The sequence below is a fragment of the Oleomonas cavernae genome (assembly GCF_003590945.1).
Taxonomy (GTDB): domain Bacteria; phylum Pseudomonadota; class Alphaproteobacteria; order Zavarziniales; family Zavarziniaceae; genus Zavarzinia; species Zavarzinia cavernae.
Map to the genome: position 1 here is coordinate 486,730 of NZ_QYUK01000008.1, position 24,759 is coordinate 511,488.

Here is a 24,759-nt window from a genome sequence, read left to right on the forward strand (position 1 = left end):
CCCGTCACGGCGGCGCGCCACCGTGAATCATGGCCAGCCCCGGCCGCGACAGCAGATGATAACCATTTGCACGGGCACGGACACGCCCTTCGCACGGTCACAGCATGACGGCGAGTTTATCGGCACCGGCCTGGGCGAGCGACAAGCAAGGCCATGGCCTTGCTCCCCTTATGGTCTATCTCCCCGGCCGCCATGATCACGAAAATGACGCTTGCGTCAAACCGATCGTTGTCCCTCAGGTCCCGCTGAAGACCGGCGGGCGCTTTTCGATGAAGGACATGACACCCTCCCGGGCATCCTGCGACCGGGCCAGGGTTTGCTGGATCTCGCGGAACTGGGCAATTGCCGCCGCCTGGCCCTCGAGGGCGTAGGTCATGGCATTGCGCCGTGTCGCCCGCACCGCCAGCGGCGCCTTGTCGGTGATCTCGCCGGCGATTTCCAGGGCGCGGTCGAGGACGCCGGCGGGCTCGACGATCTCCTGGACGAAACCGATGCGCTGCGCCTCCTGCGGGCCGAATTCGCTGCCGGTCAGGAGCCAGCGCATGGCATTGCCCCAGCCGGCCCGTTCGACGAAGCGGAAGGTGGCGCCGCCGGTCGCCATGATGCCGCGCTTGGGCTCGATCTGGGCAAAGCGGCAATCGGACCCGGCAACGACGATGTCGGCAGCCAGCATCAGCTCGATCCCGGCGGTGAAGCAGATGCCCTTGACCGCGGCGATCACCGGCTTGGTGCGGGGACGGCCGCGCAGGGCAAAGGCATCGACCTTGTCAGGGGCATGGGGCAAGTCGCCGCCGTCGGCCATCCGGGCGGCGAAGCGCGGCAGGTCGATGCCGCCGGTGAAATGGTCGCCGTGGGCATGGAGGATGCCAACCCACAGTGCCGGGTCGTCTTCGAGGAGGGTGTAGGCGTCGTTCAAGGCCTCGAACATTTCCGGCGTCAGGCCGTTGCGCTTGGCCGGGCGGTCCAGCCCGATCAACAGTACCTGGCCCCGCCGTTCGACGCTGATGCGCCCGGTTGCATCGTCCACGGACATGGCTTCTCCCTCCAATCGTTACCGTTCGTTGCTCAGGCCCCGGCACGCCGCGGCCAAGGGCTGCATCCTGGCATAGCGTTCGGTGCCCGCAAGCCTCGGGCGCTGTCGCCTGAATTCCCCTGCGGCAGGTTCGGCCCGCCGATGCGCCGCTTGTCGCCTGCCCGGCGCACCGTTAGTGTCCTCCCGGTTTGGTGCCTTGCGAAAGCTGTCGATGCCGCGCCTGTTCTGTCATCCCTTCCTGGCCCGCCTGCTCGTCGCCTTTGCGCTCCTGTCCGTCCTCCCCGGCGCCGCGTTCGCCCAGGAATCCGCCGACAAGGCGCTGGCCGGGGCGCCGCCGCCGATGGATTCGCGGCAGTTCAACAGCCAGATCACCCTGTGGACCGACACGCTCGACAGGATCGCCGGCCGGATCGCCGATGCCGGCCTGAGCGATGCCGACCTGGTCGCGATCAGGTCGCAGGTCGAGGACATCCGCAACGCCGCGACGGCGGCGGCAGACCTGGCCAATACGGCAGTCGAGGACAAGCGCCGCCTGCTCGAGGCCCTGGGTCCCGCCCCCACCGACGACACCACCAAGGAAGCGCCCGAGGTCGCCCGGCAACGGGCCGCCCTCAACGGCGAAATCGCCGATCTCGACGGCCGGGCCAAGCGGGCGGCGGTGATTGCCGCCCGCGCCGATGCCCAGATGCTGCAAGCGGCGGAGACGGTGCGCAAGCGCATCGCCGAGCAGATCATGGCCCGGGGCATGTCACCCTTCACTCTAGGCCTGTGGGAAGAGGGCATTCCCCAGATGATCGACGCGCTGACCAGCGCCGCCGTCTCGCCCGTCACCTGGTGGGAAACCGAGGGGACGCCCGCGAAAGTCCGCGACGCCTGGCCCACGGTGCTGATGGTGATCGTGGTCGCCAGCATCATGGGCTGGCCCATCCGGCGCTGGCTGCTGCGCAAGGGCGGGCCGCGGGCAGACATCGAGGCCCCGACCTATACCAGACGGGTCCTGGCCGCCACCGCCGGGGGCTCGCCTCCTGCGTCAATCCCGTGCTGGCCATCGGTTCGATCCTGCTCTCCTTCGAGGTCCACGGCCTGCTGCTGGGCGATTTCGAGGAGGTTGCCAGGGGCCTGGCGCTGGGCTTCTCGATCTATCTGGTGATCGCGGGCTTTGCCCATGTCGCGCTGCAACCCCATCAGCCGCAATGGCGCGTGGCCCCCCTGTCGGAGGAGAGTGCCGACACCCTGGACGATCGCCTGAAGCTGCTGGCGGTGATGCTGGGCATCAACAGCTTCATCTGGATCGCGCTGGACGTCGCGGATGCCGGCACGGCCTTTGCCGGCCTGCTCAGCCTGTTCGGCTTTTCCATCATCGCGCTCGGCCTGTGGCCGATCCTGGGCGACCGGGCCTGGTATCGCAGCGAGGCCAGCATGGCGGCCGAAAACGCCAGCGGCGAAGCGGTCGACCCGCGCCTCTACGTCACCGCCCGGCGGCTGCTGCGCCTGGTGGTGCTGACCATCCCGGTCACGGCCCTGGCCGGCTACTACAACCTGTCGGAATTCCTCACCCGCAATGTCGTCCTGGCCTGCGCCCTGTTCGCGGCCTTCTCGGGCCTCACCACCCTGGTGAGCGAACTGACCTCGGCCATGCTGACCGCCGACTCAGGCCCCCTCAAGCAGGTGCGCCGGGCCCTGGGCGTGTCGGAGGATTCAGGCCGCATCGTTCACTTCTGGATCGCCGGCTTTCTCAACATCCTGATCGCGATCGGCCTGTTCCTGGCCTTCCTGCCCAGTGCCGGCGTGCCCACGCAGGAAATCGCCGACTTCCTGGAAACCGGCCTGAGCGGGGTGAAGATCGGCAATTTCACCATCTCCTTCGCCGACATCCTGCTGGGCATCATCGTCTTCATCGTCGCCCTGCGCGTCACCCGCATGGCGCAGCGCCTGCTCGAGAAGCGCATCCTGCCGCAGACAAGGCTGGACACGGGGGTGAAGAACTCGATCCGCTCGGCAGCGGGCTATGCCGGGGCGACGCTGGGCCTGGTCATCGCCGTGTCGACCGCCGGCATCGACTTCTCCAACATCGCGATCATCGCGGGCGCGCTCTCGGTCGGTATCGGCTTTGGCCTGCAGAACATCGTCAATAACTTCATCTCAGGGCTCATCGTGCTGGTCGAACGGCCGGTGAAGGTGGGCGACTGGGTGATCGTCGGCGGTTACGAGGGGACGGTGAAGCGGATCAACGTCCGCGCCACCGAGATCGAGACCTTCAAGCGGGCCACGGTGATCGTGCCCAACGGCGAGCTGATCTCGCAATCGATCACCAATTTCACCCTGCGCAACAAGCTGGGTCGCATCGATATCCCGGTGGGCGTCGCCTACGGTTCCGACCCGGCAGCGGTCGAAAAGATCCTGATCGAGATCGTCGGCACCCACAAGGCGGTGCTGTCGTTCCCCAAGCCGCGGGTGATCTTCCAGAATTTCGGGGCCAGTTCGCTGGACTTCGAACTGCGCTTCTTCATCGCCAATATCGAGGACGGCATCTTCGTCCGCTCGGAAATCATGTACGCCATCGAGCGGACGTTCCGCGAACGCCACATCGAAATTCCCTTCGCCCAGTCCGAGGTCAACTTCAAGGACCGGGATCTCGACCGTATCGAAGCCATGCTCGCACGCTTCACCCCGGCGCCGGCCGCCGCCCAGGAGAAAGAACCCGATGACCGCGCCTGAAGCCCGCCCCAAGGTCATCGGCGAGATGATCGGCGACAACAAGGACATGTTGCTGTCGACCATCCCCTTCTCGGTCGCCACCGGCATGGAGGTGGTCGAGGTCGGCCCGGCCCGCGCCCGCATCCGCCTGCCCTGGCGCGCCGACCTGGTGGGCAATCCCAATACCGGCGTCCTGCACGGCGGCATCATCACCGCCCTGATCGACAATGCCTGCGGCTGTGCCGTGATCTGTGCCCTGCCGGCGATGACCAGCATCGCGACCCTGGACCTGCGCATCGACTACCTGCGCCCGGCCACCCCCGGCGAGGCGGTCATCGTCGATGCCGAATGCTACCGCCTGACCCGCAACATCGCCTTCATCCGGGCGCTCGCCCATCACGGCGACAGGGATGATGCCATCGCCCATTCGGTCTCGACCTTCATGCTGGGGGCCAATCGCGCGCCGGCGAAAGACCTGGACAGGAAGGACCACGGCCATGGCGCCTGAGGACGAACAAGCCATGACCGGGCTGCCGCTGACCCAGCCGCTCGATGCCGGCGGGCTGCAGAACCTGCTTCAGGCGATCCCCTTTGCCAAGCTGCTGGGCGTCACCGCCACCACCGACGACGCGGGCCGGGTGATCGCGCACATGGCCTTCGCCGAACATCTGATCGGCAACACCCGCCTGCCCGCCCTGCACGGCGGCACCATCGGCGCCTTTCTGGAAATGACCGCGATCATCCAGTTGATCGCCGACATGGAGCGCCCGGGCCTGCCCAAGACGGTGGACATCACGGTGGACTACCTGCGCTCTGGCCGGCCGCGCGACACCTTCGCCCGTGCCATCGTCGCCAAGCACGGCCGCCGCGTCGCCAATGTCCGCGTCGAGGCCTGGCAGGACGACCCGACCCGGCCGATCGCCACCGCCCACGGCCATTTCCTGCTGCCCGACGGCGGCGGCGCCCGCCAGGTGGTGGAAAAGGACGAGATCTAGACCCGCTCGCTCAGCCAGATCGCGGCGCGGCTGCCGGCCTTGATCAGGCCGCTCAGCAGGGGATAGGCCGGGGCCTCCTCGGCACCGCGGGCGATGGCGGTGTCGTGGTGTTCGGCTTCCTCGGCCCGGAATTCCTCGATCACCGCCTTCAGCGGCGCCTCGTCCGGGCCGAGCACGTCGGCCTGTTTGGCATAGTGCTGGTCGATCACCGACTCGACGGCGGCGGTGCAGGCCATGGCCGCCTTCTCGCCCATCAGCGCGGTGACGGCGCCCAGGGCGAAGCCCGCGACGGTCCACAAGGGCTGCAAGGCGGTGGGGCGCACCCCGCGCTCGACCACCAGGGCCTCGAACTTCTCCAGGTGCCGGCGTTCCTGCTCGGCCATGTGCTGGATGGTCTGTGCCGACGCGGTCTTGCCCAGGACGGCGAGCTGGCCCTTGTAGATCTGCACCGCACCGAATTCGCCGGCATGATCGACCCGGATGATGCGGTCCATCATCTCAGCCTTGTCCAGGTCACCGGGCAGGCGCCGGCCGGCGGTTTCCAGTTCGGGCGCGCTCTGGCTCATGACCACATTCCTCAACGCTCAGGCACGCCGGCGGGCAAGCACCGTCGCCACGATCGCCAGCACTAGGGAGGCGATGGCATTCCATGCTGCCATCGACAGGCCGAACAGGGACCATGCGACGTCGCCGCAGCGCACCACCGGGGCGGCTTCCACCGCGGCCAGCAAGTCGTCGACCGAGGTCGCCGGGGTGCCGGTCGCGCCGCAACTGGCCAGGCCCTGCCACCATGCCTGCTCGACGCCGACATGGAAGATGGCGATGCCGACGCCGCAGAGCAGCCCGGCAATCCCGATCGCCAGCCCCAACGCGGCAATCGGTCGCGGTGCCAGCACTGCGGCGAGCGCGCCGGCGAGTACCGCGCCATGGGCCCAGCGCTGCCAGATGCACAATTCGCAAGGGGGAAGGCCGCCCAGGTATTGGAATGCCAGCGCCCCGCCCAGCAGGGCGCCCGAGCCGAGCAGGATCACCAGGCCGGCGAGGCGGATATTGCGGGCGCGCCTCATGGCTGCCGCCGCTCCCGGGCCTTGCGCCGGTGCCGCCAGACCAGCCAGCCCACCAGGCCCAGGGCCACGATACCGATGGCGATGCCGCCCGTACCGCTCAAGGACTGCTCCACCACGCCCCAATTCTGCTGGAGGGTGAAGCCCAGATAGGCCAGGACACCGATCCAGATCACCGAACCCAGGGCCGAATAGAGCAGGAAGGTGAGGAAGCCCATGCTCGACAGCCCGGCCGGGATCGAGATCAGGGTGCGCACGCCGGGCACCAGGCGCCCCAGGAACACCGCCCAGGGCCCATGGCGGTCGAACCAGGTGATGGCGGCGGTGACATCGTCCGGCCGCACGAAGAAAAAGCGCCCGAAGCGGGCGGTGATGGCCAGCAGCCGCTCGGCCCCGAACCAGCGGGCGGCGAAGAACCAGGGCAGGTTGCCGACCAGCGACCCGGCCAGCGCGACGACGACGACCGTGGCGAGGTCGAAGCTGCCCTGGCCGGCGGTGAAGCCGGCAAAGGGCACGATCGCCTCGGAGGGGATGGGCGGAAAGACATTCTCCGCCACCATCAGGAAGAACACGCCGAGATAGCCGAACCGGGCCATCACGTCGACGATCCACTGATCCATCTTGAAGCTTCTCCCAGGCGACCGACGCCCGCCACGCTCATAGCAGCGCAGATGCGCCGACTAAAGCCTTTCCGCGTTGAGACCCAGCTTGCCCAGGGCCGCCTGGACACTGTCCGGGCCGACCAGGTGGCCGGCGCCGACGGCGATGAAACTGGTGCCGGCACCGTCCATCATGGTCTTGATCCGATCGGCCCAGGCCAGGTTCCGCCGGCGGATCAGGACATCGTAGAGAACCCCGTCGGGCGAGAACTCCTCCTCCTTGAAGGCGTTCTCCACCCCGCTCTGGTCACCGGCGGCCCAGGCCTGCGCCATCTCGTCCAGCGCCTCGACCGGCATCGGCCCGCGCGCCAGCACGTCGGCCAGCATGGCCATTTCCACGTCCGGCGGCAGATCCGCGAAAAAGCGCAATTGCTGGGTGTCGGTCTCCAGGATGCGCAGGGGCTTGCCGGCTTCCTTGGCCATCCGTTGCAGGGTGCTGTCGGCCCCCGCCTTGTCGTCGTAGCCGTCGGCGATGGCGGGCACGGTGGAGAGCACCATGGCGGCAAGCCAGGGCCGCATCGCCTCGAACGATCGCACCGTCATGCCGGCGGCCGCCGCGGCCTGCGCCAGTTGCTCCCGCTGCACCGGGGTCAGCTTGGACGACAGCGGTGCCGAGAAATCCATGCCGTAACGCAGGAGCTTGAAGGCCGTCGCCACGCCCGAGCCGACATCGGTCTCCAGCCACAATTCCGACGAATCGCCGAGCGCCGCCTCCAGCCTGGGCGACAGCCATTCCATCTGTGGCCTGAGGACATGAATCGTGCCGAACAGGTAGATGGTCGAATCCGCGTCCCGCACCACCCACAGCGCCGGCTCCGCCGCCGCGGGGCGGGCGGCGGCGAGGGCCAGCAGGACAAGGCCGAGACCGGCGAGGCGGGACAAGAGGCGATGCCTCAACATGCTTCCGTTGTCTCTCAACTGCCCGCCCGTTGGCATCAGGCGAACAGAAAGTCGCCCCTGCCGATCTCGGCCAAATCAACACCCACGAGCCGCACATAATCCTGGCGCTGGGCATCCATGAATACAACGACGTCGGCGCCGCTGGCGACAATGCTGCCACCGCCGGCCAGGAAGCTTGCATAGGAATCGGGGCCGCCCACGATCTTCAACCGGTCGAGCCCATCCTCGAAATCCATGATCCGGTCCTGGCCCGAGGGACCGTCGGATCGGCTGAAGGCGAAGTAATCCCGGCCATCCCCGCCGTAGAGCGTATCCCTGCCGCCGCCGCCTTCGATGGTGTCGCTGCCGCCAAGTCCCGACAGGGTGTTGGCGCCGGCATTGCCGTCGAGCAGGTTCGCTGCGCCGTTGCCGGTACCTTTGAGCGAGGCGGTGCCGACGAGGATCAGGTTCTCCACGTTGCTGCTCAAGGTGTGGCTCACGGTGGCGTGAACGGTATCCGTCCCGCCCCCGCGGCTTCGCTGATCGTGTCCCTGGCGGCATCCACGACGAAAGTGTCGGTGCCGGCCCCGCCCGCCATCTTGTCGGCGCCGGTGCCGCCGTCGAGTTCGTCATTGCCGCCGCCGCCGCTCAGCGTGTCGTCGCCGGCATCGCCCCGCAGAACATTGGCAGCACCGTTGCCGACGATCCGGTTGGCCAGGGCATTGCCGGTTCCGTCGAGCGCACCGCTGCCGCTCAAGGTCAGGTCGTCGACATCCGCACCGAGCACGAAGCTCACGCTCGATATAACGATATCGGTTCCCTCACCGGCCAGTTCCACGACCCTGTCGCTGGCGGAGTCGACCAGATAGCTGTCGTCGCCGACACCGCCCTTCATCGTGTCGCCGCCGGCACCGCCGTCGAGATCGTCGTTGCCGGCTTGACCTGCAAGCGTGTCGTTGCCGCCGTTGCCCTGCAGCTTGTCGTTGCCCTCGCCGCCGGCGATGACATTGGCCGCTGCGTTGCCCACGATCGTGTTTGCCAAGGTGTTGCCGGTGCCCTTGATGGCAGCGCTTCCGACGAGAACCAGTTGTTCCACATTGGCGCTCAAGGTGAACGAGACGGAAGATTCCACGGTGTCGAAGCCGGCATTGGGGTCCTCGCGCACCGAGTCCGATGCCGAGTCGACAATGAAGCGATCATTGCCGGTGCCGCCGTAGAGCGTGTCGTTGCCGGTGCCGCCATCCAGCGTGTCGTTGCCCGCATTGCCACGAATGACATCGTTCCCCTGGTAGCCGAAAATCTCGTCGGCGGATGACGCGGCCGTTAGCGTGTCGTTGCCCTTGAGGATCTCTTTCTCCAAGGCAGAGGGGTCGGCCGAGTCGAGCAGCGTCAGCAATTGCTCGCCGTCCAACGAAAAACCCGACATGTCAAAGGTCGGGCTTCCGTTGAACTGGTCCTTGATACCGGTGACGGTACCCGCCAGGGTACCGTCGTCGTTCGCGTGAAGCCCATATCCGGTAATGTCGAAAATATATTCGATGCCGGGCATCACCGCCCGAACCCGGATGAACGTCGAGGTGAAGGCGACGACTTCACCGTTGTCCAGCAATTGGTCGAGCATCTCGTCGGACAGATTGTCGGCGTTGTCGTAGGTCGTGATGTTGGTCATGGCTGGTTTCTTTTCCCGACACTCTCAGGCCCGCATCACCTTATAGCGAACAGAACCCCAAAAATCATCCTTAAGGAGAATCGCGGCATTCAGATGGCCTGAATTGGGCGTTGAACGGCATGACTTACCCGGTTGACCGGCGGAAAACGCCCGCTATGATCGCGCCCTCGCCTCGCGCCGCCTCTACCGGGCGCGAAGGCCCGCCCGGTGCCCCAGTGGCGGAATGGTAGACGCGGCAGACTCAAAATCTGTTGCCGGCAACGGCGTGTTGGTTCGAGTCCGACCTGGGGCACCAATCACTTAGAGGGAAATCTGGAATAATCCCGATCGGGCAAATCGCTCTCTTGCGCGATTTGTCCCCCACTCGCCCCCATTTTCAAATGGGGCGAGTGAAGGCCTGCCGATCAATCACGCTCGGTGAGGGTGTTGCCTTCAGGCCCCGCGCCAGCCCGGATCGACCTGGTCGAGCAGGCGCAGCAGGGATGGCCACATGCGATGGCCGGCAGCCGGCGGGTTGAAGGCGCTGGTATATTGCCGGGCGGTGGATTTCACCACCTCCAGCGGCGGCTCGACGATCTTGCGGCCGCTGGCCAGCACATCCATCTGCACCCGCGCCGCCTGTTCCAGGTAGTACATGAAATAGAAGGCGGCCGGGATATTGGCGCCCACGGTCAGCAGGCCGTGGTTGCGCAGCACCAGGGCGACGTTCTGTGCCAGGTCGCGGTGCAGGCGCGGCCCTTCGTCCAGGTTGAAGGCGATGCCCTCGTAATCGTGGTAACCGATCCGGTCGTAGAATTCGATGGCGAACTGGTTGATCGGCATCAGGCCGTCGGCCAGGCAGGAAAGCGCCACCCCCGCCCTGGTATGGGTGTGGATCACGCAGTCGAGGTCCGGGCGGTCTTTCAGGATCGCGCTGTGGATCACGAAGCCCGCGGCATTGGCCGGGTTGGTGTCGCGGCCCAGGATGCGCCCCTCGTAATCGATCTTGACCAGGGTTTCCGGCGTGATCTCGCGGAACATGAGGCCGAAGGGATTGATCAGGAAGGCATCCTCGCCCGGGATCCGCGCCGAGGCATGGGTGAAGATCAAGTCGTCCATGCCGAAATGGGACAGCAGCCGGTAGACCGCCGTCAGATTGAGGCGAACCTCCTGTTCGGTGTCGATCGCGATCTTTCGGGACACCACGTCCTTGACGACATTCATCAGGTTACTCCATTACTAGACGATGCTGCTCGAGGTCCGGCGATGACGTTTTCCCTGCTCGCGCGCTGCGCTTCGACCGGACGGATGGGCATCGCGACCGCGACGTCGAGCCTGGCCGTCGGCGGCCGCGTGCCCTTTGCCCTGGCGCGCGCCGGCGCAGTCGCCACCCAGAACCGCACCGATCCCATGATCGGCCCGGCCGCGCTCGCGGCCCTGACACAAGGCGCCGGCGCCCAGGCGGCGCTCGACCGGGCGGTGGCGGGAACCGCCTTCCCCGAATGGCGCCAGGTCGCGGTGATCGACGCCCAGGGCCGCATCGCGACCTATCATGGCGAGCGGTGCAGCGGCATCCATGCCGAGGCGCGCGGCGAAGGCGCCGTGGCGCTGGGCAATATCCTTGCCACACCAGCGGTGCCACAGGCCGTCATCGACGCCTTCATGGTGGCCGGCGGCAGCCTGGAGGAGCGGCTGGTCGCCGGGCTGATGGGCGGGCTTGCCGCGGGCGGCGAATTCAAGCCCCTGCGCTCCGCCGCCCTGCTGGTCGTGGATGCCGATCCCTTCCCTTATGCCAACCTGCGCATCGATATGGCGGAGGCGCCGCTGGAGCGGCTGCGCGAACTGGTCCCGGCCTGGGCCGGCGAGGCCGAGAAATGCCGCAAATGGGCGCTCGATCCCGACAACGCGTAAGGACCGCCGCCGGTCTGCGCCGCGTCGCATCACGGCTTGCGCTTGGTTCGCCGCCGGCCGGCGGCAGCTTCCGCCGCCGCGTCCTCGTCGCTGGCTTTCAGCAGCATGGCATAGGCCCCGCGCAGGTGGTCGCGCATCGCCTTCTCGGCCCCGTCGGGATCGCGCTGGGCGATCGCCTCGGCGATATGGGCGTGATCGTCCACTGCCTTGCGCGTCTCGCTGGGCGAATAGGCCTTGAGGATATGGGGGCTGGCGAAAAGCTCGCGGTAATCGCTGATCAGCCGGTCCAGGCGCGGGGCATTGGCCGCGGCCGAAATGGTCAGGTGAAATTCGGTATTGAGGGTGGCGCGGGCCTCGACATCCGCCGGGTCGGTGTCGCGGCTGGCCTGGGCCAGGGCCTCGATGCGGGCGATCTGCTCGGCGCTGGCGCGCATCGCGGCCAGGCGGGCGGCGCAGCCTTCGATCATTTCGCGGATATAATAGATGTCGACGAATTCCTGGCGCGGGTCGACCACCTCGATCCCCGCCCCCTTGGTGTTGCGGACCAGGCCGTCCTTGGTCAGGCGGGCGAACGCCTCGCGCACGGGGTGCGGCTGACGCCCAGGAGTTCGGCCACCGCCGCCTCGGTCAGGCGTTCGCCGGTCTTGAACTCGCCTTCGATGATGGCGCGGCGCAACCGTTCATAGGCCTGGGCCGAGTTGGTCTTGGCCGTCTGGATGCGCCAGGGATTTGCCGAAGTCATGCTGCCTCGCCGTTGGGCGCGAGGCTCTCCAGCCGATCGAGGCCAGCGGCGACTCGCGCACGGGTGATGGACCGATCCCTATCATAAGTCGCAAACAGGGCGGCTTCCTGCGCGAAGATCGGCGTTTCGGCGAAAAGCTGGTAGGCCTGGGTCCGCCCGGCATAGCCGGACGCCGAGAGTTCGCGCGCCAGGTGCAGCACCCGCAGGCGATCGTCCGCGTCATGCTCGCCGGCGCGGAAATATTTGCGCAGGTCGGCGCCGATCTCGGGGTTCATCAGCATGGCCCGGTCGGGCAGCATCACCGCCTGGCCGCCGGCAATCTCGCGCAGCAGGTGGACCATGTCGTTGTAACCCTGGGAACAGAAGATGCGCCCGGCATTCTGGATCGCCTGGTTGGGCATGACATAGCCCGAGACCGTGGTCTCGCACGCCGTCTCCGCCGCCAGCAGGAAGGACAGGATGGTCTGCTTGAAGACCATCAACTGGCTGATCTTGGAGCGGATCGGCGGCAGCTTGATGGTGCCCGACTGTTCGGCCACCAGCAGCGCCGTGCCCACCAGCAGGTCGGCCTTGGCCAGGCAGCGGGTCAGGTAGCCCTGGGCCGCCCAGCGGGCGAATTCGCTGCGCATCAGGGCCGCGAGCTCGGGCTGGCGGCTGAAGATCACGTTTTCCCAGGGCACCAGCACATTGTCGAAGACGATCAGCGTGTCGATCTCGTCGAACCCGGCCGACAGCGGATGCTCGAAACTGTCGGCCCGGCCGCCGCCGCCCGCATGGTGCGGCATGCGGCAAATGTGGCGGACACCGGGTGCGTTCAACGGCACGATGCACGAGACCGCATAGTCGCGGTTCTGCTCCACCCAGGCGCCCACGGTCGGCTTGATGAAGGCGACATGGGCATAGGGCGCGCCGGTCTCGAACTTAGCACCGGCGATGACGATGCCGGCATCGGTCTCGCGCACCACGCGCAGGTAGAGATCCGGGTCATCCTGCTCGAAAGGCTGTTTCGAGCGGTCGCCCTTGGGATCGGTATTGCCGCTGGTCATGAACAGGTTTTCGCGCTGCAGGCGGTTCAGCCAAGCCTCGCCATTGGCGCGGTAGCGCGGATCGAAACGGTCGAGCAGGTCGCCCCGGTCCTTGATCACGAACAGCGGGGTCACCGTCTCGTCGCCGAAACGGTCCATGGTCGGGCAGACGCGGTCCAGCACGGTGGCGGTCATCTGCCGGCGCAGGATCAGGTCCTCACGGCTGGCCGGGATCTTGTAGAAGCGCGAGCCGCGCCCGCCCTGGGGCAGGGCGAAGGTCATGATCTCGCGCAGCGAGGGATCATTGTGCAGATCGTAGATTTGCGAGACCGCCTCGACCATGGGCGCGAAGGCGGGATGGCGCGTGACATCGTCGACCTTCTCGCCGCCGATCCAGACCTGTCGCCCATCGCCCAAGCTGCGGCGATACTCGGCCCGCGTCATGAGTCCCATCGATACACCCCACACCGCATACGGTATACATCGTACCAGCAAACCAAGCCCTGTCCAGCGCCGATGAGCCGCGCCGGGGGCGGCCCGTCGGCACCGGCGGTCACTTCCGGCTGATGATTTTGTAACCGTAGCTGTTTTTCTTGCCGTCGCCGGTGGTGCCGTTGAAGCGGTGGTTGGTGAACACCGTGTCCCACAGGCGGTCGGCCAGCACGCTGTCCGGCAGGGTCGTGAAGGGCTTGTAACGATGGTGTTCCTGGCCTTCCTCGATGAAGGGGGAATTCTCGATCGTGTTGTAGGAACAATGCAGGATGGTGCGCGGGAAGTCGGATTCGTTGGCGCCCGAGGCGTGCAGCGCATTGGCGTGGAAAAAGCAGACGTCGCCCGGCTCCAGTTCCACCGGCACGGTCGGCAACTGCTTCATGATCAGGTCCAGGCGCTCGGGGTCGCAGCCGTTCGCCTCACCGATCGGCACATGGTTGACCCTGCCCAGCAGGTGCGAGCCCTTGACCAGTTTCACGCAGCCGTTCTGCTGGGTGATGCGGTCGACCGCGATCATGGCGGTCAGCATGTCGGGCCACAAGCAGCCCTCGTCGTACCAATAGGGATAGTCCTGGTGCCAGTCCCAGCGCCCGGCGGTGTGCGGCGCCTTCATGGAAAGCTTGGAGTGCCAGTGATAGCTGGGCTTGCCCAGCAGCGACTGCGCGCCGGCGATCAGGCGGGAGATGCGCGGTATCACGCCCACGTAGTCGTTCGAGAACTCGGTCCAGCCGATGACGTCCTGGGCATTGCCGCTGCTGTCGGCGACCGCGCGCAGGCGCCCGCCGACCGTGGGATCGGCCAAGCAGGCATCGCGCAGGGGACAGATTTCCTCATTCGTGAACATGCCGGGGACGACCACGTAGCCGTCACGCTCGAACGCGGCGATCTCGCGCGGGCTCAGCGGCCGGGCGGTGGCGGGGACATGGTGAACGGCCTCACTCAAAGCAACCGACGACATCGCCAATCTCCATTTTTCGAACGCAGCACGATTTTGCATACTGTACACATTCAATGGTGCCGTGCAATATGCTTGGCAGTGGCAGGCCAGTGTTTGCGTTGCCCAGTGTCCGCGTTGCGAGGTGTACGAGTTCCGACATGCAGCCGACTTCATCCCTCGATCACCCCCATCCGCACGAACAGATCTGGATTCCGCTGCCCGACGGCGCCCGGCTGTGCGCGCGCCTGTGGCAGCCGGCCGGGGACGTGCGGGTGCCGGCGGTGATCGAGTGGATCCCCTATCGCTGCACCGATGCGACCGCGGTCGGCGATTCCATGATGCACGGCTATTTCGCGGCCGATGGCATCGCCTCCTTACGCATCGACATCCGCGGCAGCGGCAATTCGGACGGCGTGCTGACCGATGAATACCTGGCGAACGAACAGGACGACGCGGTGGCCGCCATCGCCTGGATCGCGGCCCAGCCCTGGTGCAATGGCGCGGTCGGCCTTATCGGCATCTCCTGGGGCGGTTTCGCCGCCTTGCAGATCGCCGCCCGCCGGCCGCCCGCGTTGAAGGCCATCGTCACCGCCTGTTCGACCGACGACCGCTACCGCGACGACGTGCACTATATGGGCGGCTGCCTGCTGAACGACGGGATCTCCTGGGGCGCCGGCCTGTTCACCCAGATCGCCCGCCCGCCCGATCCGGCCCAGGTCGGCGAGCGCTGGCGCGAGATGTGGCAGGAACGGCTGGAGGGAATCGCCCCGCCACTGGAATCCTGGCTGGCCCACCCTTCCCGCGACGCCTTCTGGCGCCACGGCTCGGTCTGCGAGGACTACGCCGCCATCCAGTGTCCGGTCTTCGCCGTGGGCGGCTGGACCGACGGCTATTCCGACGCGATCCTGCGCTTGATGACCCATCTCGACGTGCCGCGCCGGGGCCTGATCGGGCCCTGGACCCACGTCTATCCGAATTTCGGCATGCCCGGCCCCGCCATCGGCTTCCTCCAGGAATGCGTGGCCTGGTGGCGGCGCTGGCTGGTCGACCGCGAGGATCCGGCACCGGTGCGCGACGAGACCCTGCTGCAGGTCTGGATCGGCGAGAAGCTGGAGGCCGATGCCAAGTGCCTGCGCATCGACGGGCGGTGGGCCGCGCTCGATCGCTGGCCGATTGCCGGCGGGCAACACCGACTTCATTTCGGCACCGGAACGCTTCAGGCCGATGCGTCCGATGCCGCGCCTGTATTGGTGGATTCGCCTCAGGACTGCGGCCTGGTCAGCGGCGAATGGTGCCCGCTGGACGGCGGCGGCGAAGGCCCGGAATTCCAATCGGACCAGCGACCCGACGACGGCCGCAGCCTGTGCTTTGACACCGGCCCCCTGGATGCCCCATTCGATATCCTGGGCGCGCCCATCCTGACCCTGCGCCTGGCCATGACCACCCCGGCCACAACCCTGGCGGCGCGCCTGTGCGAGGTGACGCCCGATGGCCGGTCGTCGCGCGTCACCTATGGGCTGCTGCGGCTGAAGGCGCCGTCGATCGATACCCCCTTCGACCTCGAATTCCCGCTCAAGGCCGTCGGCTATCGCTTTGGCGCCGGCAACCGTATCCGTCTCGCGCTGTCCAACGCCTATTGGCCGCTGGCCTGGCCCGAAGCCGCGCATGCGCCCTGGCGCCTGTGGCCCGCCGAGAGTGCCCTCACCCTGCCCCTGCGGATGCCAGAGATCGAGCAAATGGCCCCTGTCTTCGGCCCGGCCGTTTCGGCGCCGCCCATCCCCTACGAGACCGTGACGCCGGAACGCTCGCAGCGGCTGGTCACCCAGGACCTGGCCAGCGGAGAGACCACGCTGGCCGTGCTGTTCGACCGGCCGACGACGCGCCTGGGCGCCTTGCGCTTCGGCGGCCAGGGGGCCGAGCGCTACACGATCAAGGCCGATGATCCCGCCAGTGCGCAGACCGCGATCGAGCGGGAGGCCTGGTTCGAACGGCCGGGCTGGAAGGTCACCATCCGCACCAGCACCCGCCTGCGTTATGCGGGTAACCTGCTGGAACTGACCAGTTCCCTGACCGCGCTCGAGGGCGACCAGCCCGTGTTTTCCCGTGAATGGAATCGCTGCTTTCCGCGAGATGTCGAGGCATGATGAAACCCCAGTGGAGCGCCCCCGCCGATCCTTTCGATCCGGCCCATTTCGCCGGCTTCCGCCGCCCGGTGCTGGAGGCCGACACCCTGCCGCCCTGGTGCTATACCTCGCCGCAATTCCATGGCCGCGAAGTCTCGGAGATCTTCGGCAAGGTCTGGAACTTCATCGGTCGCACCGACATGCTGGCCGAACCGGGCAGCTATTTCACCCTGGACCTGGTGGGCGTGCCCATCGCCGTGGTGCGCGGCAAGGATGGCGAGATCCGCGCCTTCGCCAATACCTGCCGCCACCGCGGCGCGCGGCTGCTGGACGGCGAAGGCAAGGCCAACGCCATCCGCTGTCCCTATCACAGCTGGACCTACGACCTGACCGGGCGGCTGCGCGGCGCCGCGCAGATGGAGGATACGGTCGGCTTTGCCAAGGACGACTACGGCCTGGACAGTTTCCGCCTGGCGACCTGGGCCGGCTTCCTGTTCCTGACCTTCGACCCCGAAGCTGCACCACTGGAGGATTTCCTGGGCGACCTGCCCCAGCTCCTGGCGCCCTACGCGCTCGACGACATGCAGACGGTGCGGATCAAGAGCTGGGACGTCGCCTGCAACTGGAAGATCTATGTCGAGAACGCGATGGAGTCCTATCACGTGCCCACCGTGCACGCGAAGACGATCCAGTTGCAGAAGCGCGACGTCAACCCGCCGGTGTTCGGTACGGGCGAGTGGTGCGGCCTCTATACCCGCCACGAAGGCAGCCGGGCCCTGGAAGTGGGCGACACCGGCTTCCCCTATATCCCGAGCCTGAGCGGCCCCAGCGCCGAGGGCACCTACTACATCCTGATCTATCCCAGCACCATGCTGGCGCTCACCTTCGACTGCATGTGGTGGCTGGAGATGTACCCCGCCGGGCCGGAGAAGATCCACCTGCGCGCCGGCTCGTGCTTCCCCAGATCCACCGTCGCCCGCGAGGATTTCGAGGAAGTCGTGCAGCGCTACTACCGGCGCTGGGACCGCTCGATCCCGGAGGATAATGTAATCTCAGAAGTGCAGCAGCATGGGCTGTCCTCGCCCTTCGCGCGCACGGGCCGCTTCTCCAACCTCGAGCCGCTGGTCCATACCCTGGGCAACTGGGTGCTCGACCGGGTGGTGCGATCATGAGGGTGGGGGAGATGACCTGCGTGGTTCGACAGGCTCACCATGAGGAGAGCCTTTTTGCCACAAAGACTTTCCTCATCCTGAGCTTGTCGAAGGACGCACAACGAAAGGGCAACGCAGCATGACCGCGGCCCTGCACCTGCTGTTGGCCCGCGCGCCGGAGCAGCAGCCGATCTTCTGGGTTACACCGGAACAGGTGGCCGAGGCGCGGGCCCGTGCCACCGTGCCCCTGCCCCCGATGGAGGCCACCGTCTGCCCGATCGACGATCCGTCCTTCGCCGCCATGATGGACAAGTCCTTCGGCATGGTCGGCTTCCGCTTCCCACGCGAGACGGTCGGCGCCAGCAAGGGTGCGCTTTCCCTGCTGCAACTGACCTCCGCCGGGGTCGAGCACCTGCTGCCCTTCGACTGGCTGCCGCCCCATGTGGCCCTGGCCAATGCCAGCGGCGTGCACGCACCCAAGGTCGAGGAATGGGCGACCATGGTGTTCCTGATCCTGCACACCCACATGCCGCATTTCGCCACCGCCCAGCGCCGCCATCAGTGGTCCAAGGCCTATAGCTCGACCATCGAAGGCCGCCACGCCGCGATCTTCGGCACGGGTGCCATTGGTGCGGCGATCGCCCGCGGCGGCAAGCGCCTGGGCCTGAAGGTCACCGGCATCAGCCGGTCGGCCCAGCCGGTCGACGGCTTCGACAGCGTGATCACGCCGGCAGCAGCGGGGGCGACCCTGGCCCAGGCGGATTTCGTGGTGCTGGCGACGCCGCTGACGCCGCAGACCAAGGGCATGATGGATGCCGCCATGTTCGCCCGTCTGCGCAAGGGGGCGGGCTTCGCCAATTTCGGCCGCGGCGGCCTGGTGGTGCAGGAGGCGCTGATCGAGGCGCTGGCCAGCGGCCACCTCGACGGCGCGGTGCTGGACGTCACCACGCCCGAGCCGCTGCCGCCGGACTCGCCCCTGTGGGACGCGCCCAACCTGCTGATCTCGCCGCATGTCTCCTGCGACGATCCGGTGACCTATATCCCGCGCACCCTGGACATCTTCATGGACAATATTCACCGGCGCCTGAGCGGCCTGCCGCTGCGCAATCTCGTCGACCCGACACGGTCGTACTGATTGCCATGCGGGCGGCAATCGGACGACGATCGCAGTGCCGCGAATTTGGTGCGATGCCGCAGAAAAATGTATGCAGCATGCAGCATGTCATATACCGTATTCCTTGTTCCCGCAGGCCACCTCCGTGAAGGGCGTATTCCGACGGATGACCCATCAGGCTGATACGATCGGCGGCTTCTTCAGGCCGCCCCGGCAACTGCCGGCAGGGGCCGCGCGCGGGGGCGGGCAGCCATGATCGCCTACACGCTGCAGCGCCTGGGCTGGTCCGTCGTAATCATGATCGTTACCATGACCCTGCTGTTCGGCCTGGTCTACGTCATCCCCGGCGACCCGGCGACCGTGGCCCTGGGGCCGCGCGCGACACCGGCCATGCGCGCCGAACTCCACGCCCGCATGGGCCTGGACAAGCCGGTGGGCGAGCAACTGGTCCGCTTCATCGGCAATGCCGCGACCGGCGACCTGGGGCTCGACGTGTGGAGCCGGCGGCCGGTCTCCACCATCGTGCTTGATGCCCTGCCCAATACCTTGAAGCTGGCGGGCGCCGGCATCGGCTGGGCCATCCTGCTGGGCATTCCCCTGGGCTGCTGGTCGGCCCTGCGCCGGGGCCGCCTGGCCGACCGCATCATCGGCGCGGGTTCCGCCGTCGGCATCGCCCTGCCCGCCTTCGTGGTGGCGATCTACGGCCTGCTCCTGTTCGCGGTGAAGCTGAAATGGCTGCCCGCCCTGGGGGCCGGGCCGGCCGACGATTTCGGCCGCCAGCTCGTCTACCTGATCCTGCCCTCCTTCGCGATCGGCTTCGGCTGGGTCGGCTATCTGGCCCGGCTGGTGCGTGCCTCGATGATCGAGGTGCTGGGCGAGAACCATGTCCGCATGCTGCGCGCCTTCGGCGTCGGCGAGGCGCGCATCCTGCTGCGCTATGCCCTGCCCATCGCCATCGTGCCCACCATCACGATCCTTGGCATGGGCGTGGGCAGCCTGCTGTCGGGTGCCGTCCTGGTCGAGATCATCTTCAACCGGCCGGGCCTGGGCAAGCTGACCTACGAGGCGGTGATCTCGCGCAATTTCCCGGTGGTCAGCGGCACCGTGCTGGTTACCACCGCCTGCTATGTCGTCTGTACCATCATCGCCGACCTGACCGTCGCGCGTCTGGATCCGCGTGTCCGTGGCACACTTTGAACTGCATACGACCCTGACCCAGCCGCGCGCCCACGGCAGCACGGTGCGCTTTCTGCGCGCCCTGATCAGCCGCCCCGAAGGTGCCTTCGGCGTCGCCTGCGTCTGCCTGTTGCTGTTCACCGCCCTGTTCGCCACGCTCATCGCGCCCTACGACCCGATCAAGTTGAACGTGCTGGAGCGGCTGCAAGCGCCCAGCCTGGCGCACCTGATGGGCACCGACCAGTTGGGCCGGGACGTGCTGTCGCGCATCATCTTCGGCACCCAGACCGCCCTGGTCGCCGCCGCCAGTGCGCTGGCCTTCTCGCTGGCGGGTGGCTTGGTCCTTGGGCTCATCGCCGGCTATGGCCCGCGCCTGGTCGATACCGCCCTGCTGCTGCTCTTCGACTCGGTCAAGTCGCTGCCCGTGATCATCATGGCCCTGGCCCTGGTCACCCTGCTGGGGCCCAGCCTGACCACGGTGGTGATCGTCGTGGTGGTCTTCACCCTGCCCGGCTATGCCCGCATGGTGCGCAGCCAGACCCAAGTCCTCAAACGCAGCGAATACGTCCTGGCGGCGCGGGCCATGGGCGCGTCGCCCGGCCGTATCCTGCTGCGCCATATCCTGCCCAACCTGTTCGGGCCGCTGATCGTCCTGGTGTGCATGGATGTAACCACAGTCATTACCGTCGAATCCGGCCTGGCCTTCATCGGCCTGGGCGCCCAGCCGCCGACGCCGAGCTGGGGCAGCATCCTGAACGACGGCTTCTCCTTCATCCAGCAGGCCTGGTACCTGGTCGCCGCCGCCGGCCTGCCGATCGTGATCGCCACCATCGGCTTCAATTTCTTAGGCGAAGCGATTCGCGACGTGCTCGACCCCAAGAACGGCGGCACGCCATGACGCCGCTGCTCGACATCCAGGGCCTGTCGATCGACTACCTGACCCCGCACGGCCCCGTGCATGCGCTGCGCGGCATCGACCTGACCGTCGAGCGTGGCGAGGTCCTGGGCCTGGTGGGTGAAAGCGGTTCGGGCAAGTCCAGCCTGATCAGCTCGATGATGGCCCTCTTGCCCGCCAATGCCCGGCTGGACGGCAGCCTGCATTTCGAGGGCCGCGACATCGCCGCGATGGGCGAGCGGGAACGGCGCCAGCTGCGCGGCGACGGCATCGCCAGCATCTTCCAGGATCCCTTCACCGCGCTGAACCCGGTGGTTGCCATCGGCACCCTGCTGGTCGAAGTCCAGCACCACAAGCGGGAGCTGAGCCGGCGCGAGAAGAAGGCTCGCGCCGTCGACATGCTGACCCGGGTCGGTATTTCCGATCCTGAGCACCGCCTGCGGCAATATCCCTTCGAGCTGAGCGGCGGCATGCGCCAGCGCGTGGCCATCGCCGCCGCCCTGCTGACCGATCCCACCCTGCTGATCGCCGACGAGCCGACCACCGCCCTGGATGCGACCACCGAGGCGCAGATCATCGACCTGCTGCGGCAGACCCGCTCGATGGTTCAGGGCGCCATTGTCTTTGTCACCCATCACCTGGGCCTGGTCGCCGCCCTGTGCGACCGGGTGGCGGTGATGTATGCGGGCGAGATCGTCGAGATCGGCCCGGTTACCTCGATCTTCGCGGCACCCCAGCACCCCTATACGCGGGCGCTGCTGGAATGCGATCCGGCCATGCTGCGCGACGTCGCCCGCCGCCTGCCCACCATCGGCGGCACGGTGCCCGACCTGCACGAGTTGCCGGCCGGCTGCGCCTTCGCCCCGCGCTGCCCGACCGCCTGCACCGCCTGCGTGCAAACCCCCGCTCCCGTCGTCGCCAGTGCCGGCGGCGGCTGGGCCCGTTGTCACAGGCTGGCATCATGATCGTGCTCGACGTCGAGGACGCGGTCGTCCAGTACAAGGCGGGAAGCTGGCTCGGCGCCAAGGTGGCCGGCCGGCCCTACCGGATCGATGCGGTCGCGGGCGTCAGCCTGGAACTGCCCGCCGGCAAAACCTACGGCCTGGTGGGCGAAAGCGGCAGCGGCAAGACCACCCTGGGCCGCGCCATCGTCGGCCTGGTGCCCCTGACCAGCGGCATCGTCCGCATCGACGGCGCGGACGCGCAAGGCTATGGCGACGGTCCCTGGCGCCTGATCCGGCGCGACGTCGCCCTGATCTTCCAGGATCCGGTGGCGGCCATGAACCCGCGCATGACGGTCGAGACCCTGATCACCGAACCCCTGGCCATTCACCGGGCCGAACGGTTCGACCGCCGGCAGGAGGCGCGGCAACTGCTCGACATGGTCGGCCTGCCGGCCAATTTCCTGGACCGCTACCCGCATGAACTCTCGGGCGGCCAGGCCCGGCGCATCGCCGTGGCCCGGGCGCTGGCCCTGCGGCCCAAGCTGATCATCGCCGACGAGCCGACCGCCGGCCTCGACGTGTCCGTGCAGGGCGACATCCTGAACCTGCTGAGCGATCTGCAGGACGAGTTGGGCATGAGCTACCTGATCATCACCCACAACCTGGCGGTGGCCCGTCACGTCACCGATTACGTCGGTATCATGTACCTGGGCCGCCTGGTCGAGACCGGTGCGACGGCCGACGTCTTCAAGGCGCCCAGCCATCCCTATACGAAGGCCCTGCTCGCTGCCCACACGGCCGAGCCGGGCCATGCCGCCGCGCCGATCCGTGGCGAGATCCCCAGCCTGTGGCACCGCCCGACAGGTTGCGAATTCCATTCCCGGTGTCCGGCCGCCCAGCCCATCTGCAGCACGCAGACGCCGCAGGCGGCCGAGGTCGCGCCCGATCACCATGCCAGTTGCCACTTCGCCGTTGCGTATCATGCGGCGGAGGCCTGATGCGATGATGCCGCCAGCCCCCCCGGCTTGCCTCGTCGCATCAGGCGAAATTCCCCCGGCCGCGCGACCGCGGTCGCGCTCGAGGCCGGCGAGCGCTTGCGCATCGTCAACCACCTGGGCCAGCAGGTGGTCGACACCTGGGCCCATATCCAGGGCGATATCCACGAGTGCCTGTCGATGGAGCATTGCCGGGACAAGCTCTACAAGCTGTTCTTCGAGGTGGGCGACGTCCTGATCTCGAACCGGCGACGGCCCTTGTTCCAGATCACCGCCGATACCTCGCCCGGCCGCCACGACACGCTGTGCGCCGCCTGCGACGCCCGCAGCTATGCAGCGCTGGGCCTGGGCGACGACCATCCCAATTGCAGCGCCAACTACCGCCGCCTGCTGGGCGAGGCGGTCACGGTGCCCTGCCCGTGGAACCTGTTCATGGACATTCCCGTCGACGCCGACGGGCGCCTGAGCGACCGGCCCTCGGCCGCCGGGCCCGGTGACTTTGTCGAGTTGCGTGCGCTTACCGGCCTCGTGGTCGTCTGCTCCCCCTGTCCGCAGGAATTGATCCCCATCAGCGGTGTCGGCCGCCCCGTGCGCGGGGTGCTTTGGCAACGTCTGCAAACCGGCGACGAGGGCTCGCCGGCGCTTCATCCAACGAGTGATTGCAAGGAGGTCGGGGCATGAACGAGTTTCAATTGAACAGGCGTCAGATTCTGGTCGGCGCATCCGTCCTCGGCGCGGGCGCCGTGGCCGCCATGTCGTCGGGGCGCCTCGCCTTCGCGGCGCAGGGCAAGATCCTGCGGGTGCAGAACGACAAGGACATCTCGGTCATCGATCCGGCCAACCGCAGCGGCTGGTGGGAAGAAACCGCGATGTTCGCGATCTTCCAGGGCCTGATCCAATACAAGTCGGGCACCGAATGGGAGTGGCGCCTGGATGCCGCCGAGGAACTGGATGCGACCGACCCGGTGGCCATCAAGTTCCGCCTGAAGAAGGGGCTGCAATGGACCAACGGCTTTGGCGAGCTGACCTCGGCCGATGTCAAGTTCTCCTACGAGCGGATCGGCGATCCCAAGTACAATGCCGGCTATCAGACCGACTGGGCGCCGCTGAAGGAAGTCGAGATCATCGACAAGTACAGCGGCATCATCCGCCTGACCAAGCCGTTCCCGCCCCTGTTCCGCAGCACCCTGCCCCACGGCTCGGGCCTGATCGTGTGCAAGGCGGCGCTGGAAAAGAACAACAACACCATGACCACCGACCCGTTCGCGACGTCGGGCCCCTACAAGATCGGCCAGTGGCTGCCGCGCGAGAAGCTGATCCTGGTGCGCAATGAACTATGGGCCGGCGACAAGCCCTATTTCGACGAGATCCACCTGGTTCCCATCACGGACCTGAAGACCGCCGAGATCGGCTTCCAGAGCGGCGACCTGGACGTGACCAAGGTCTCCATGAGCTCGATCCCGCAGATGAAGGCAGCCGCCGATCCCAATGTCCAGATGCGGGCCCTGCCGGCGCTCAAATACATCTGGATGGGCATAAACGTCGAGCATCCCAAGCTGAAGGACCTGAAGATCCGCCGCGCCATTCAGCAGGGGGTGGACGTGCCCACGGTGATCCAGGCCGCCTATTTCGGCGAGGCGGCCGTCGCCTATGGCACGGTGCCGCCCTCGGTCCCCGGCCACCGCAGCAAGAACATCTATCCCTTTGACCCGGCGGCATCGAAAAAGCTGCTGGCGGAGGCTGGTGCCACCAATCTGAAGATCCGCCTCGACCTGCCGGCCGATACCGACCGCATCACCATGGCCCAGGTGATCCAGTCCCAGTTGAAGGAGGTCGGCATCGAGATCGAGGTCAACCCGATGGATCGCGGCGCCTTCGAGGAACAGTTCATGGAATCCCATGGCGACGCCTGGAAGGATACCCAGATGTTCATCGTCGAGTTCTCGACCCCGCCCGACGCGAGCTGGGCCACCACCTGGCTGACCTGTTCGCAGGTCGGTTCGTGGAACTGGCAGCGCCTGTGCGACAAGGACTATGACGCGATCAACGACAAGGCGACCTACGAGCTGGACGACAAGCAGCGCACGGCCGACTTCATCAAGGCCCAGGACATGCTGGAGGAAAGCGGCGCCTATGTCTTCCTGACCCATGGCTCCAACGTCTGGGTCAATCATCCCAGCCTGAACGCGGCCCTGTCGCCGGACGGCCAGTGGCTGATCCTGCGCGACGTCGCCGCCGCCTGACGGATGCGCCCCCGTCGCGGCGGGGGCGCCATCCTT

The 24,759-nt window shown here is 67.1% G+C and carries 26 protein-coding genes and 1 tRNA gene; 15 read left to right on the top strand and 12 right to left on the bottom strand.

The features are described 5' to 3' along the window. Nucleotides 1-235 precede the first annotated feature (235 nt). Nucleotides 236-1,033, bottom strand: a complete 798-nt coding sequence (locus D3874_RS02585; RefSeq protein ID WP_119776130.1) for a crotonase/enoyl-CoA hydratase family protein — start codon at nt 1,031-1,033, stop codon at nt 236-238. Nucleotides 1,034-1,244: 211 nt separating this feature from the next. Here D3874_RS02585 and D3874_RS28325 point away from each other — a divergent pair, with 211 nt between their 5' ends. Genes D3874_RS28325 through D3874_RS02600 form a run of 4 tightly spaced genes read left to right on the top strand, consistent with a single transcriptional unit; the run spans nt 1,245 to nt 4,725 of the window. Next, nucleotides 1,245-2,183, top strand: coding sequence for a hypothetical protein (locus tag D3874_RS28325; RefSeq protein WP_158595790.1), 939 nt, complete (start codon nt 1,245-1,247; stop codon nt 2,181-2,183). Next, on the top strand, nt 2,072-3,751 hold the full coding sequence (locus D3874_RS02590; RefSeq protein ID WP_158595791.1) for a mechanosensitive ion channel family protein: 1,680 nt from the start codon (nt 2,072-2,074) through the stop codon (nt 3,749-3,751). Before D3874_RS28325 ends, D3874_RS02590 begins: the two co-directional genes overlap by 112 nt. Next, entirely contained in the window at nt 3,738-4,238 is a 501-nt protein-coding gene (locus D3874_RS02595) for a PaaI family thioesterase (protein ID WP_199698890.1), read from the top strand. The genes D3874_RS02590 and D3874_RS02595 overlap by 14 nt, the downstream gene beginning before the upstream one ends. A gap of 13 nt (nt 4,239-4,251) precedes the next feature. Beyond that, nucleotides 4,252-4,725, top strand: a complete 474-nt coding sequence (locus D3874_RS02600; RefSeq protein ID WP_119776134.1) for a PaaI family thioesterase — start codon at nt 4,252-4,254, stop codon at nt 4,723-4,725. On the opposite strand, the gene D3874_RS02605 is transcribed toward D3874_RS02600, so the two are convergent. From D3874_RS02605 to D3874_RS02630, 6 genes are read right to left on the bottom strand one after another with little or no spacing between them, the layout of a single operon-like run. Then, nucleotides 4,722-5,291: a demethoxyubiquinone hydroxylase family protein gene (locus D3874_RS02605; RefSeq protein WP_119776689.1), complete on the bottom strand. Its 570-nt coding sequence runs from the start codon at nt 5,289-5,291 to the stop codon at nt 4,722-4,724. The genes D3874_RS02600 and D3874_RS02605 overlap by 4 nt on opposite strands. Before the next feature lie 18 nt (nt 5,292-5,309). Beyond that, nucleotides 5,310-5,792: a disulfide bond formation protein B gene (locus D3874_RS02610; protein ID WP_119776136.1), complete on the bottom strand. Its 483-nt coding sequence runs from the start codon at nt 5,790-5,792 to the stop codon at nt 5,310-5,312. After that, nucleotides 5,789-6,409, bottom strand: coding sequence for a DedA family protein (locus tag D3874_RS02615; RefSeq protein WP_119776140.1), 621 nt, complete (start codon nt 6,407-6,409; stop codon nt 5,789-5,791). Before D3874_RS02615 ends, D3874_RS02610 begins: the two co-directional genes overlap by 4 nt. Nucleotides 6,410-6,469: 60 nt before the next feature. After that, nucleotides 6,470-7,330: a TraB/GumN family protein gene (locus D3874_RS02620; RefSeq protein ID WP_158595792.1), complete on the bottom strand. Its 861-nt coding sequence runs from the start codon at nt 7,328-7,330 to the stop codon at nt 6,470-6,472. Nucleotides 7,331-7,383: 53 nt separating this feature from the next. Continuing rightward, the gene (locus D3874_RS28330) at nt 7,384-7,815 is read right to left on the bottom strand and encodes a calcium-binding protein (RefSeq protein WP_158595793.1); all 432 of its coding nucleotides are present in this window, start codon (nt 7,813-7,815) and stop codon (nt 7,384-7,386) included. An 8-nt stretch (nt 7,816-7,823) separates the two neighbouring features. Continuing rightward, nucleotides 7,824-8,996, bottom strand: coding sequence for a calcium-binding protein (locus tag D3874_RS02630; RefSeq protein WP_119776148.1), 1,173 nt, complete (start codon nt 8,994-8,996; stop codon nt 7,824-7,826). A gap of 209 nt (nt 8,997-9,205) precedes the next feature. Here D3874_RS02630 and D3874_RS02635 point away from each other — a divergent pair. After that, a tRNA-Leu gene (locus D3874_RS02635) sits at nt 9,206-9,291 on the top strand. A gap of 137 nt (nt 9,292-9,428) precedes the next feature. On the opposite strand, the gene D3874_RS02640 is transcribed toward D3874_RS02635, so the two are convergent. Next, nucleotides 9,429-10,199 carry a class II aldolase/adducin family protein gene (locus tag D3874_RS02640; RefSeq protein WP_119776151.1) on the bottom strand — a complete coding sequence of 257 codons (771 nt, stop codon included), beginning with the start codon at nt 10,197-10,199 and terminating at the stop codon, nt 9,429-9,431. Nucleotides 10,200-10,241: 42 nt separating this feature from the next. Between D3874_RS02640 and D3874_RS02645 the strand changes: the two genes are divergently transcribed. After that, entirely contained in the window at nt 10,242-10,886 is a 645-nt protein-coding gene (locus tag D3874_RS02645) for a DUF1028 domain-containing protein (RefSeq protein WP_158595794.1), read from the top strand. A gap of 29 nt (nt 10,887-10,915) precedes the next feature. Here the strand turns inward: D3874_RS02645 and D3874_RS02650 are convergent, their stop codons facing one another. From D3874_RS02650 to D3874_RS02665, 4 genes are all read right to left on the bottom strand, one after another. Next, nucleotides 10,916-11,470 (bottom strand): GntR family transcriptional regulator, encoded by a 555-nt coding sequence (locus D3874_RS02650; RefSeq protein ID WP_119776153.1) that lies wholly within the window; start codon nt 11,468-11,470, stop codon nt 10,916-10,918. Then, nucleotides 11,446-11,628: a GntR family transcriptional regulator gene (locus tag D3874_RS02655; RefSeq protein ID WP_119776156.1), complete on the bottom strand. Its 183-nt coding sequence runs from the start codon at nt 11,626-11,628 to the stop codon at nt 11,446-11,448. The genes D3874_RS02650 and D3874_RS02655 overlap by 25 nt, the downstream gene beginning before the upstream one ends. Next, nucleotides 11,625-13,106 carry a 4-hydroxyphenylacetate 3-hydroxylase family protein gene (locus tag D3874_RS02660; RefSeq protein WP_158595795.1) on the bottom strand — a complete coding sequence of 494 codons (1,482 nt, stop codon included), beginning with the start codon at nt 13,104-13,106 and terminating at the stop codon, nt 11,625-11,627. The genes D3874_RS02655 and D3874_RS02660 overlap by 4 nt, the downstream gene beginning before the upstream one ends. Nucleotides 13,107-13,206: 100 nt before the next feature. Then, complete coding sequence (locus tag D3874_RS02665; RefSeq protein ID WP_158595796.1) at nt 13,207-14,103, bottom strand: phytanoyl-CoA dioxygenase family protein; 897 nt, start codon at nt 14,101-14,103, stop codon at nt 13,207-13,209. 137 nt (nt 14,104-14,240) lie between these two features. Here D3874_RS02665 and D3874_RS02670 point away from each other — a divergent pair, with 137 nt between their 5' ends. The 9 genes from D3874_RS02670 (at nt 14,241) to D3874_RS02710 (ending at nt 24,723) form a co-directional block, all read left to right on the top strand. Beyond that, nucleotides 14,241-16,226: a CocE/NonD family hydrolase gene (locus D3874_RS02670; RefSeq protein WP_119776162.1), complete on the top strand. Its 1,986-nt coding sequence runs from the start codon at nt 14,241-14,243 to the stop codon at nt 16,224-16,226. After that, a complete protein-coding gene (locus D3874_RS02675; protein WP_158595797.1) occupies nt 16,223-17,377 on the top strand; it encodes an aromatic ring-hydroxylating oxygenase subunit alpha in 1,155 nt (384 codons plus the stop codon). The genes D3874_RS02670 and D3874_RS02675 overlap by 4 nt, the downstream gene beginning before the upstream one ends. 118 nt (nt 17,378-17,495) lie before the next feature. Further along, entirely contained in the window at nt 17,496-18,491 is a 996-nt protein-coding gene (locus D3874_RS02680; protein WP_119776167.1) for a D-2-hydroxyacid dehydrogenase, read from the top strand. A 231-nt stretch (nt 18,492-18,722) separates the two neighbouring features. Continuing rightward, entirely contained in the window at nt 18,723-19,667 is a 945-nt protein-coding gene (locus D3874_RS02685; RefSeq protein WP_119776170.1) for an ABC transporter permease, read from the top strand. After that, the gene (locus D3874_RS02690) at nt 19,654-20,544 is read left to right on the top strand and encodes an ABC transporter permease (RefSeq protein ID WP_233559800.1); all 891 of its coding nucleotides are present in this window, start codon (nt 19,654-19,656) and stop codon (nt 20,542-20,544) included. Before D3874_RS02685 ends, D3874_RS02690 begins: the two co-directional genes overlap by 14 nt. Continuing rightward, nucleotides 20,541-21,506 (top strand): ABC transporter ATP-binding protein, encoded by a 966-nt coding sequence (locus D3874_RS02695; RefSeq protein WP_119776173.1) that lies wholly within the window; start codon nt 20,541-20,543, stop codon nt 21,504-21,506. Before D3874_RS02690 ends, D3874_RS02695 begins: the two co-directional genes overlap by 4 nt. Continuing rightward, nucleotides 21,503-22,483: an oligopeptide/dipeptide ABC transporter ATP-binding protein gene (locus D3874_RS02700; RefSeq protein WP_119776176.1), complete on the top strand. Its 981-nt coding sequence runs from the start codon at nt 21,503-21,505 to the stop codon at nt 22,481-22,483. Before D3874_RS02695 ends, D3874_RS02700 begins: the two co-directional genes overlap by 4 nt. Before the next feature lie 27 nt (nt 22,484-22,510). Then, entirely contained in the window at nt 22,511-23,161 is a 651-nt protein-coding gene (locus D3874_RS02705) for a DUF1989 domain-containing protein (RefSeq protein WP_119776179.1), read from the top strand. After that, nucleotides 23,158-24,723: an ABC transporter substrate-binding protein gene (locus D3874_RS02710; RefSeq protein WP_119776181.1), complete on the top strand. Its 1,566-nt coding sequence runs from the start codon at nt 23,158-23,160 to the stop codon at nt 24,721-24,723. Before D3874_RS02705 ends, D3874_RS02710 begins: the two co-directional genes overlap by 4 nt. Nucleotides 24,724-24,759 lie beyond the last annotated feature (36 nt).

Excerpts from the sequence above, each read along its gene's own strand:
- D3874_RS02630 (WP_119776148.1), bottom strand. The coding sequence starts at position 8,996 with ATGACCAACATCACGACCTACGACAACGCCGACAATCTGTCCGACGAG.
- D3874_RS02670 (WP_119776162.1), top strand. The coding sequence starts at position 14,241 with ATGCAGCCGACTTCATCCCTCGATCACCCCCATCCGCACGAACAGATC.
- D3874_RS02675 (WP_158595797.1), top strand. The coding sequence starts at position 16,223 with ATGATGAAACCCCAGTGGAGCGCCCCCGCCGATCCTTTCGATCCGGCC.
- D3874_RS02640 (WP_119776151.1), bottom strand. The coding sequence starts at position 10,199 with ATGAATGTCGTCAAGGACGTGGTGTCCCGAAAGATCGCGATCGACACC.
- D3874_RS02665 (WP_158595796.1), bottom strand. The coding sequence starts at position 14,103 with ATGTCGTCGGTTGCTTTGAGTGAGGCCGTTCACCATGTCCCCGCCACC.
- D3874_RS28325 (WP_158595790.1), top strand. The coding sequence starts at position 1,245 with ATGCCGCGCCTGTTCTGTCATCCCTTCCTGGCCCGCCTGCTCGTCGCC.
- D3874_RS02605 (WP_119776689.1), bottom strand. The coding sequence starts at position 5,291 with ATGAGCCAGAGCGCGCCCGAACTGGAAACCGCCGGCCGGCGCCTGCCC.
- D3874_RS02680 (WP_119776167.1), top strand. The coding sequence starts at position 17,496 with ATGACCGCGGCCCTGCACCTGCTGTTGGCCCGCGCGCCGGAGCAGCAG.
- D3874_RS02600 (WP_119776134.1), top strand. The coding sequence starts at position 4,252 with ATGACCGGGCTGCCGCTGACCCAGCCGCTCGATGCCGGCGGGCTGCAG.
- D3874_RS02615 (WP_119776140.1), bottom strand. The coding sequence starts at position 6,409 with ATGGATCAGTGGATCGTCGACGTGATGGCCCGGTTCGGCTATCTCGGC.
- D3874_RS02700 (WP_119776176.1), top strand. The coding sequence starts at position 21,503 with ATGATCGTGCTCGACGTCGAGGACGCGGTCGTCCAGTACAAGGCGGGA.
- D3874_RS02710 (WP_119776181.1), top strand. The coding sequence starts at position 23,158 with ATGAACGAGTTTCAATTGAACAGGCGTCAGATTCTGGTCGGCGCATCC.
- D3874_RS02595 (WP_199698890.1), top strand. The coding sequence starts at position 3,738 with ATGACCGCGCCTGAAGCCCGCCCCAAGGTCATCGGCGAGATGATCGGC.
- D3874_RS02655 (WP_119776156.1), bottom strand. The coding sequence starts at position 11,628 with ATGACTTCGGCAAATCCCTGGCGCATCCAGACGGCCAAGACCAACTCG.
- D3874_RS02685 (WP_119776170.1), top strand. The coding sequence starts at position 18,723 with ATGATCGCCTACACGCTGCAGCGCCTGGGCTGGTCCGTCGTAATCATG.
- D3874_RS02695 (WP_119776173.1), top strand. The coding sequence starts at position 20,541 with ATGACGCCGCTGCTCGACATCCAGGGCCTGTCGATCGACTACCTGACC.
- D3874_RS02585 (WP_119776130.1), bottom strand. The coding sequence starts at position 1,033 with ATGTCCGTGGACGATGCAACCGGGCGCATCAGCGTCGAACGGCGGGGC.
- D3874_RS02660 (WP_158595795.1), bottom strand. The coding sequence starts at position 13,106 with ATGGGACTCATGACGCGGGCCGAGTATCGCCGCAGCTTGGGCGATGGG.
- D3874_RS02645 (WP_158595794.1), top strand. The coding sequence starts at position 10,242 with ATGACGTTTTCCCTGCTCGCGCGCTGCGCTTCGACCGGACGGATGGGC.
- D3874_RS02610 (WP_119776136.1), bottom strand. The coding sequence starts at position 5,792 with ATGAGGCGCGCCCGCAATATCCGCCTCGCCGGCCTGGTGATCCTGCTC.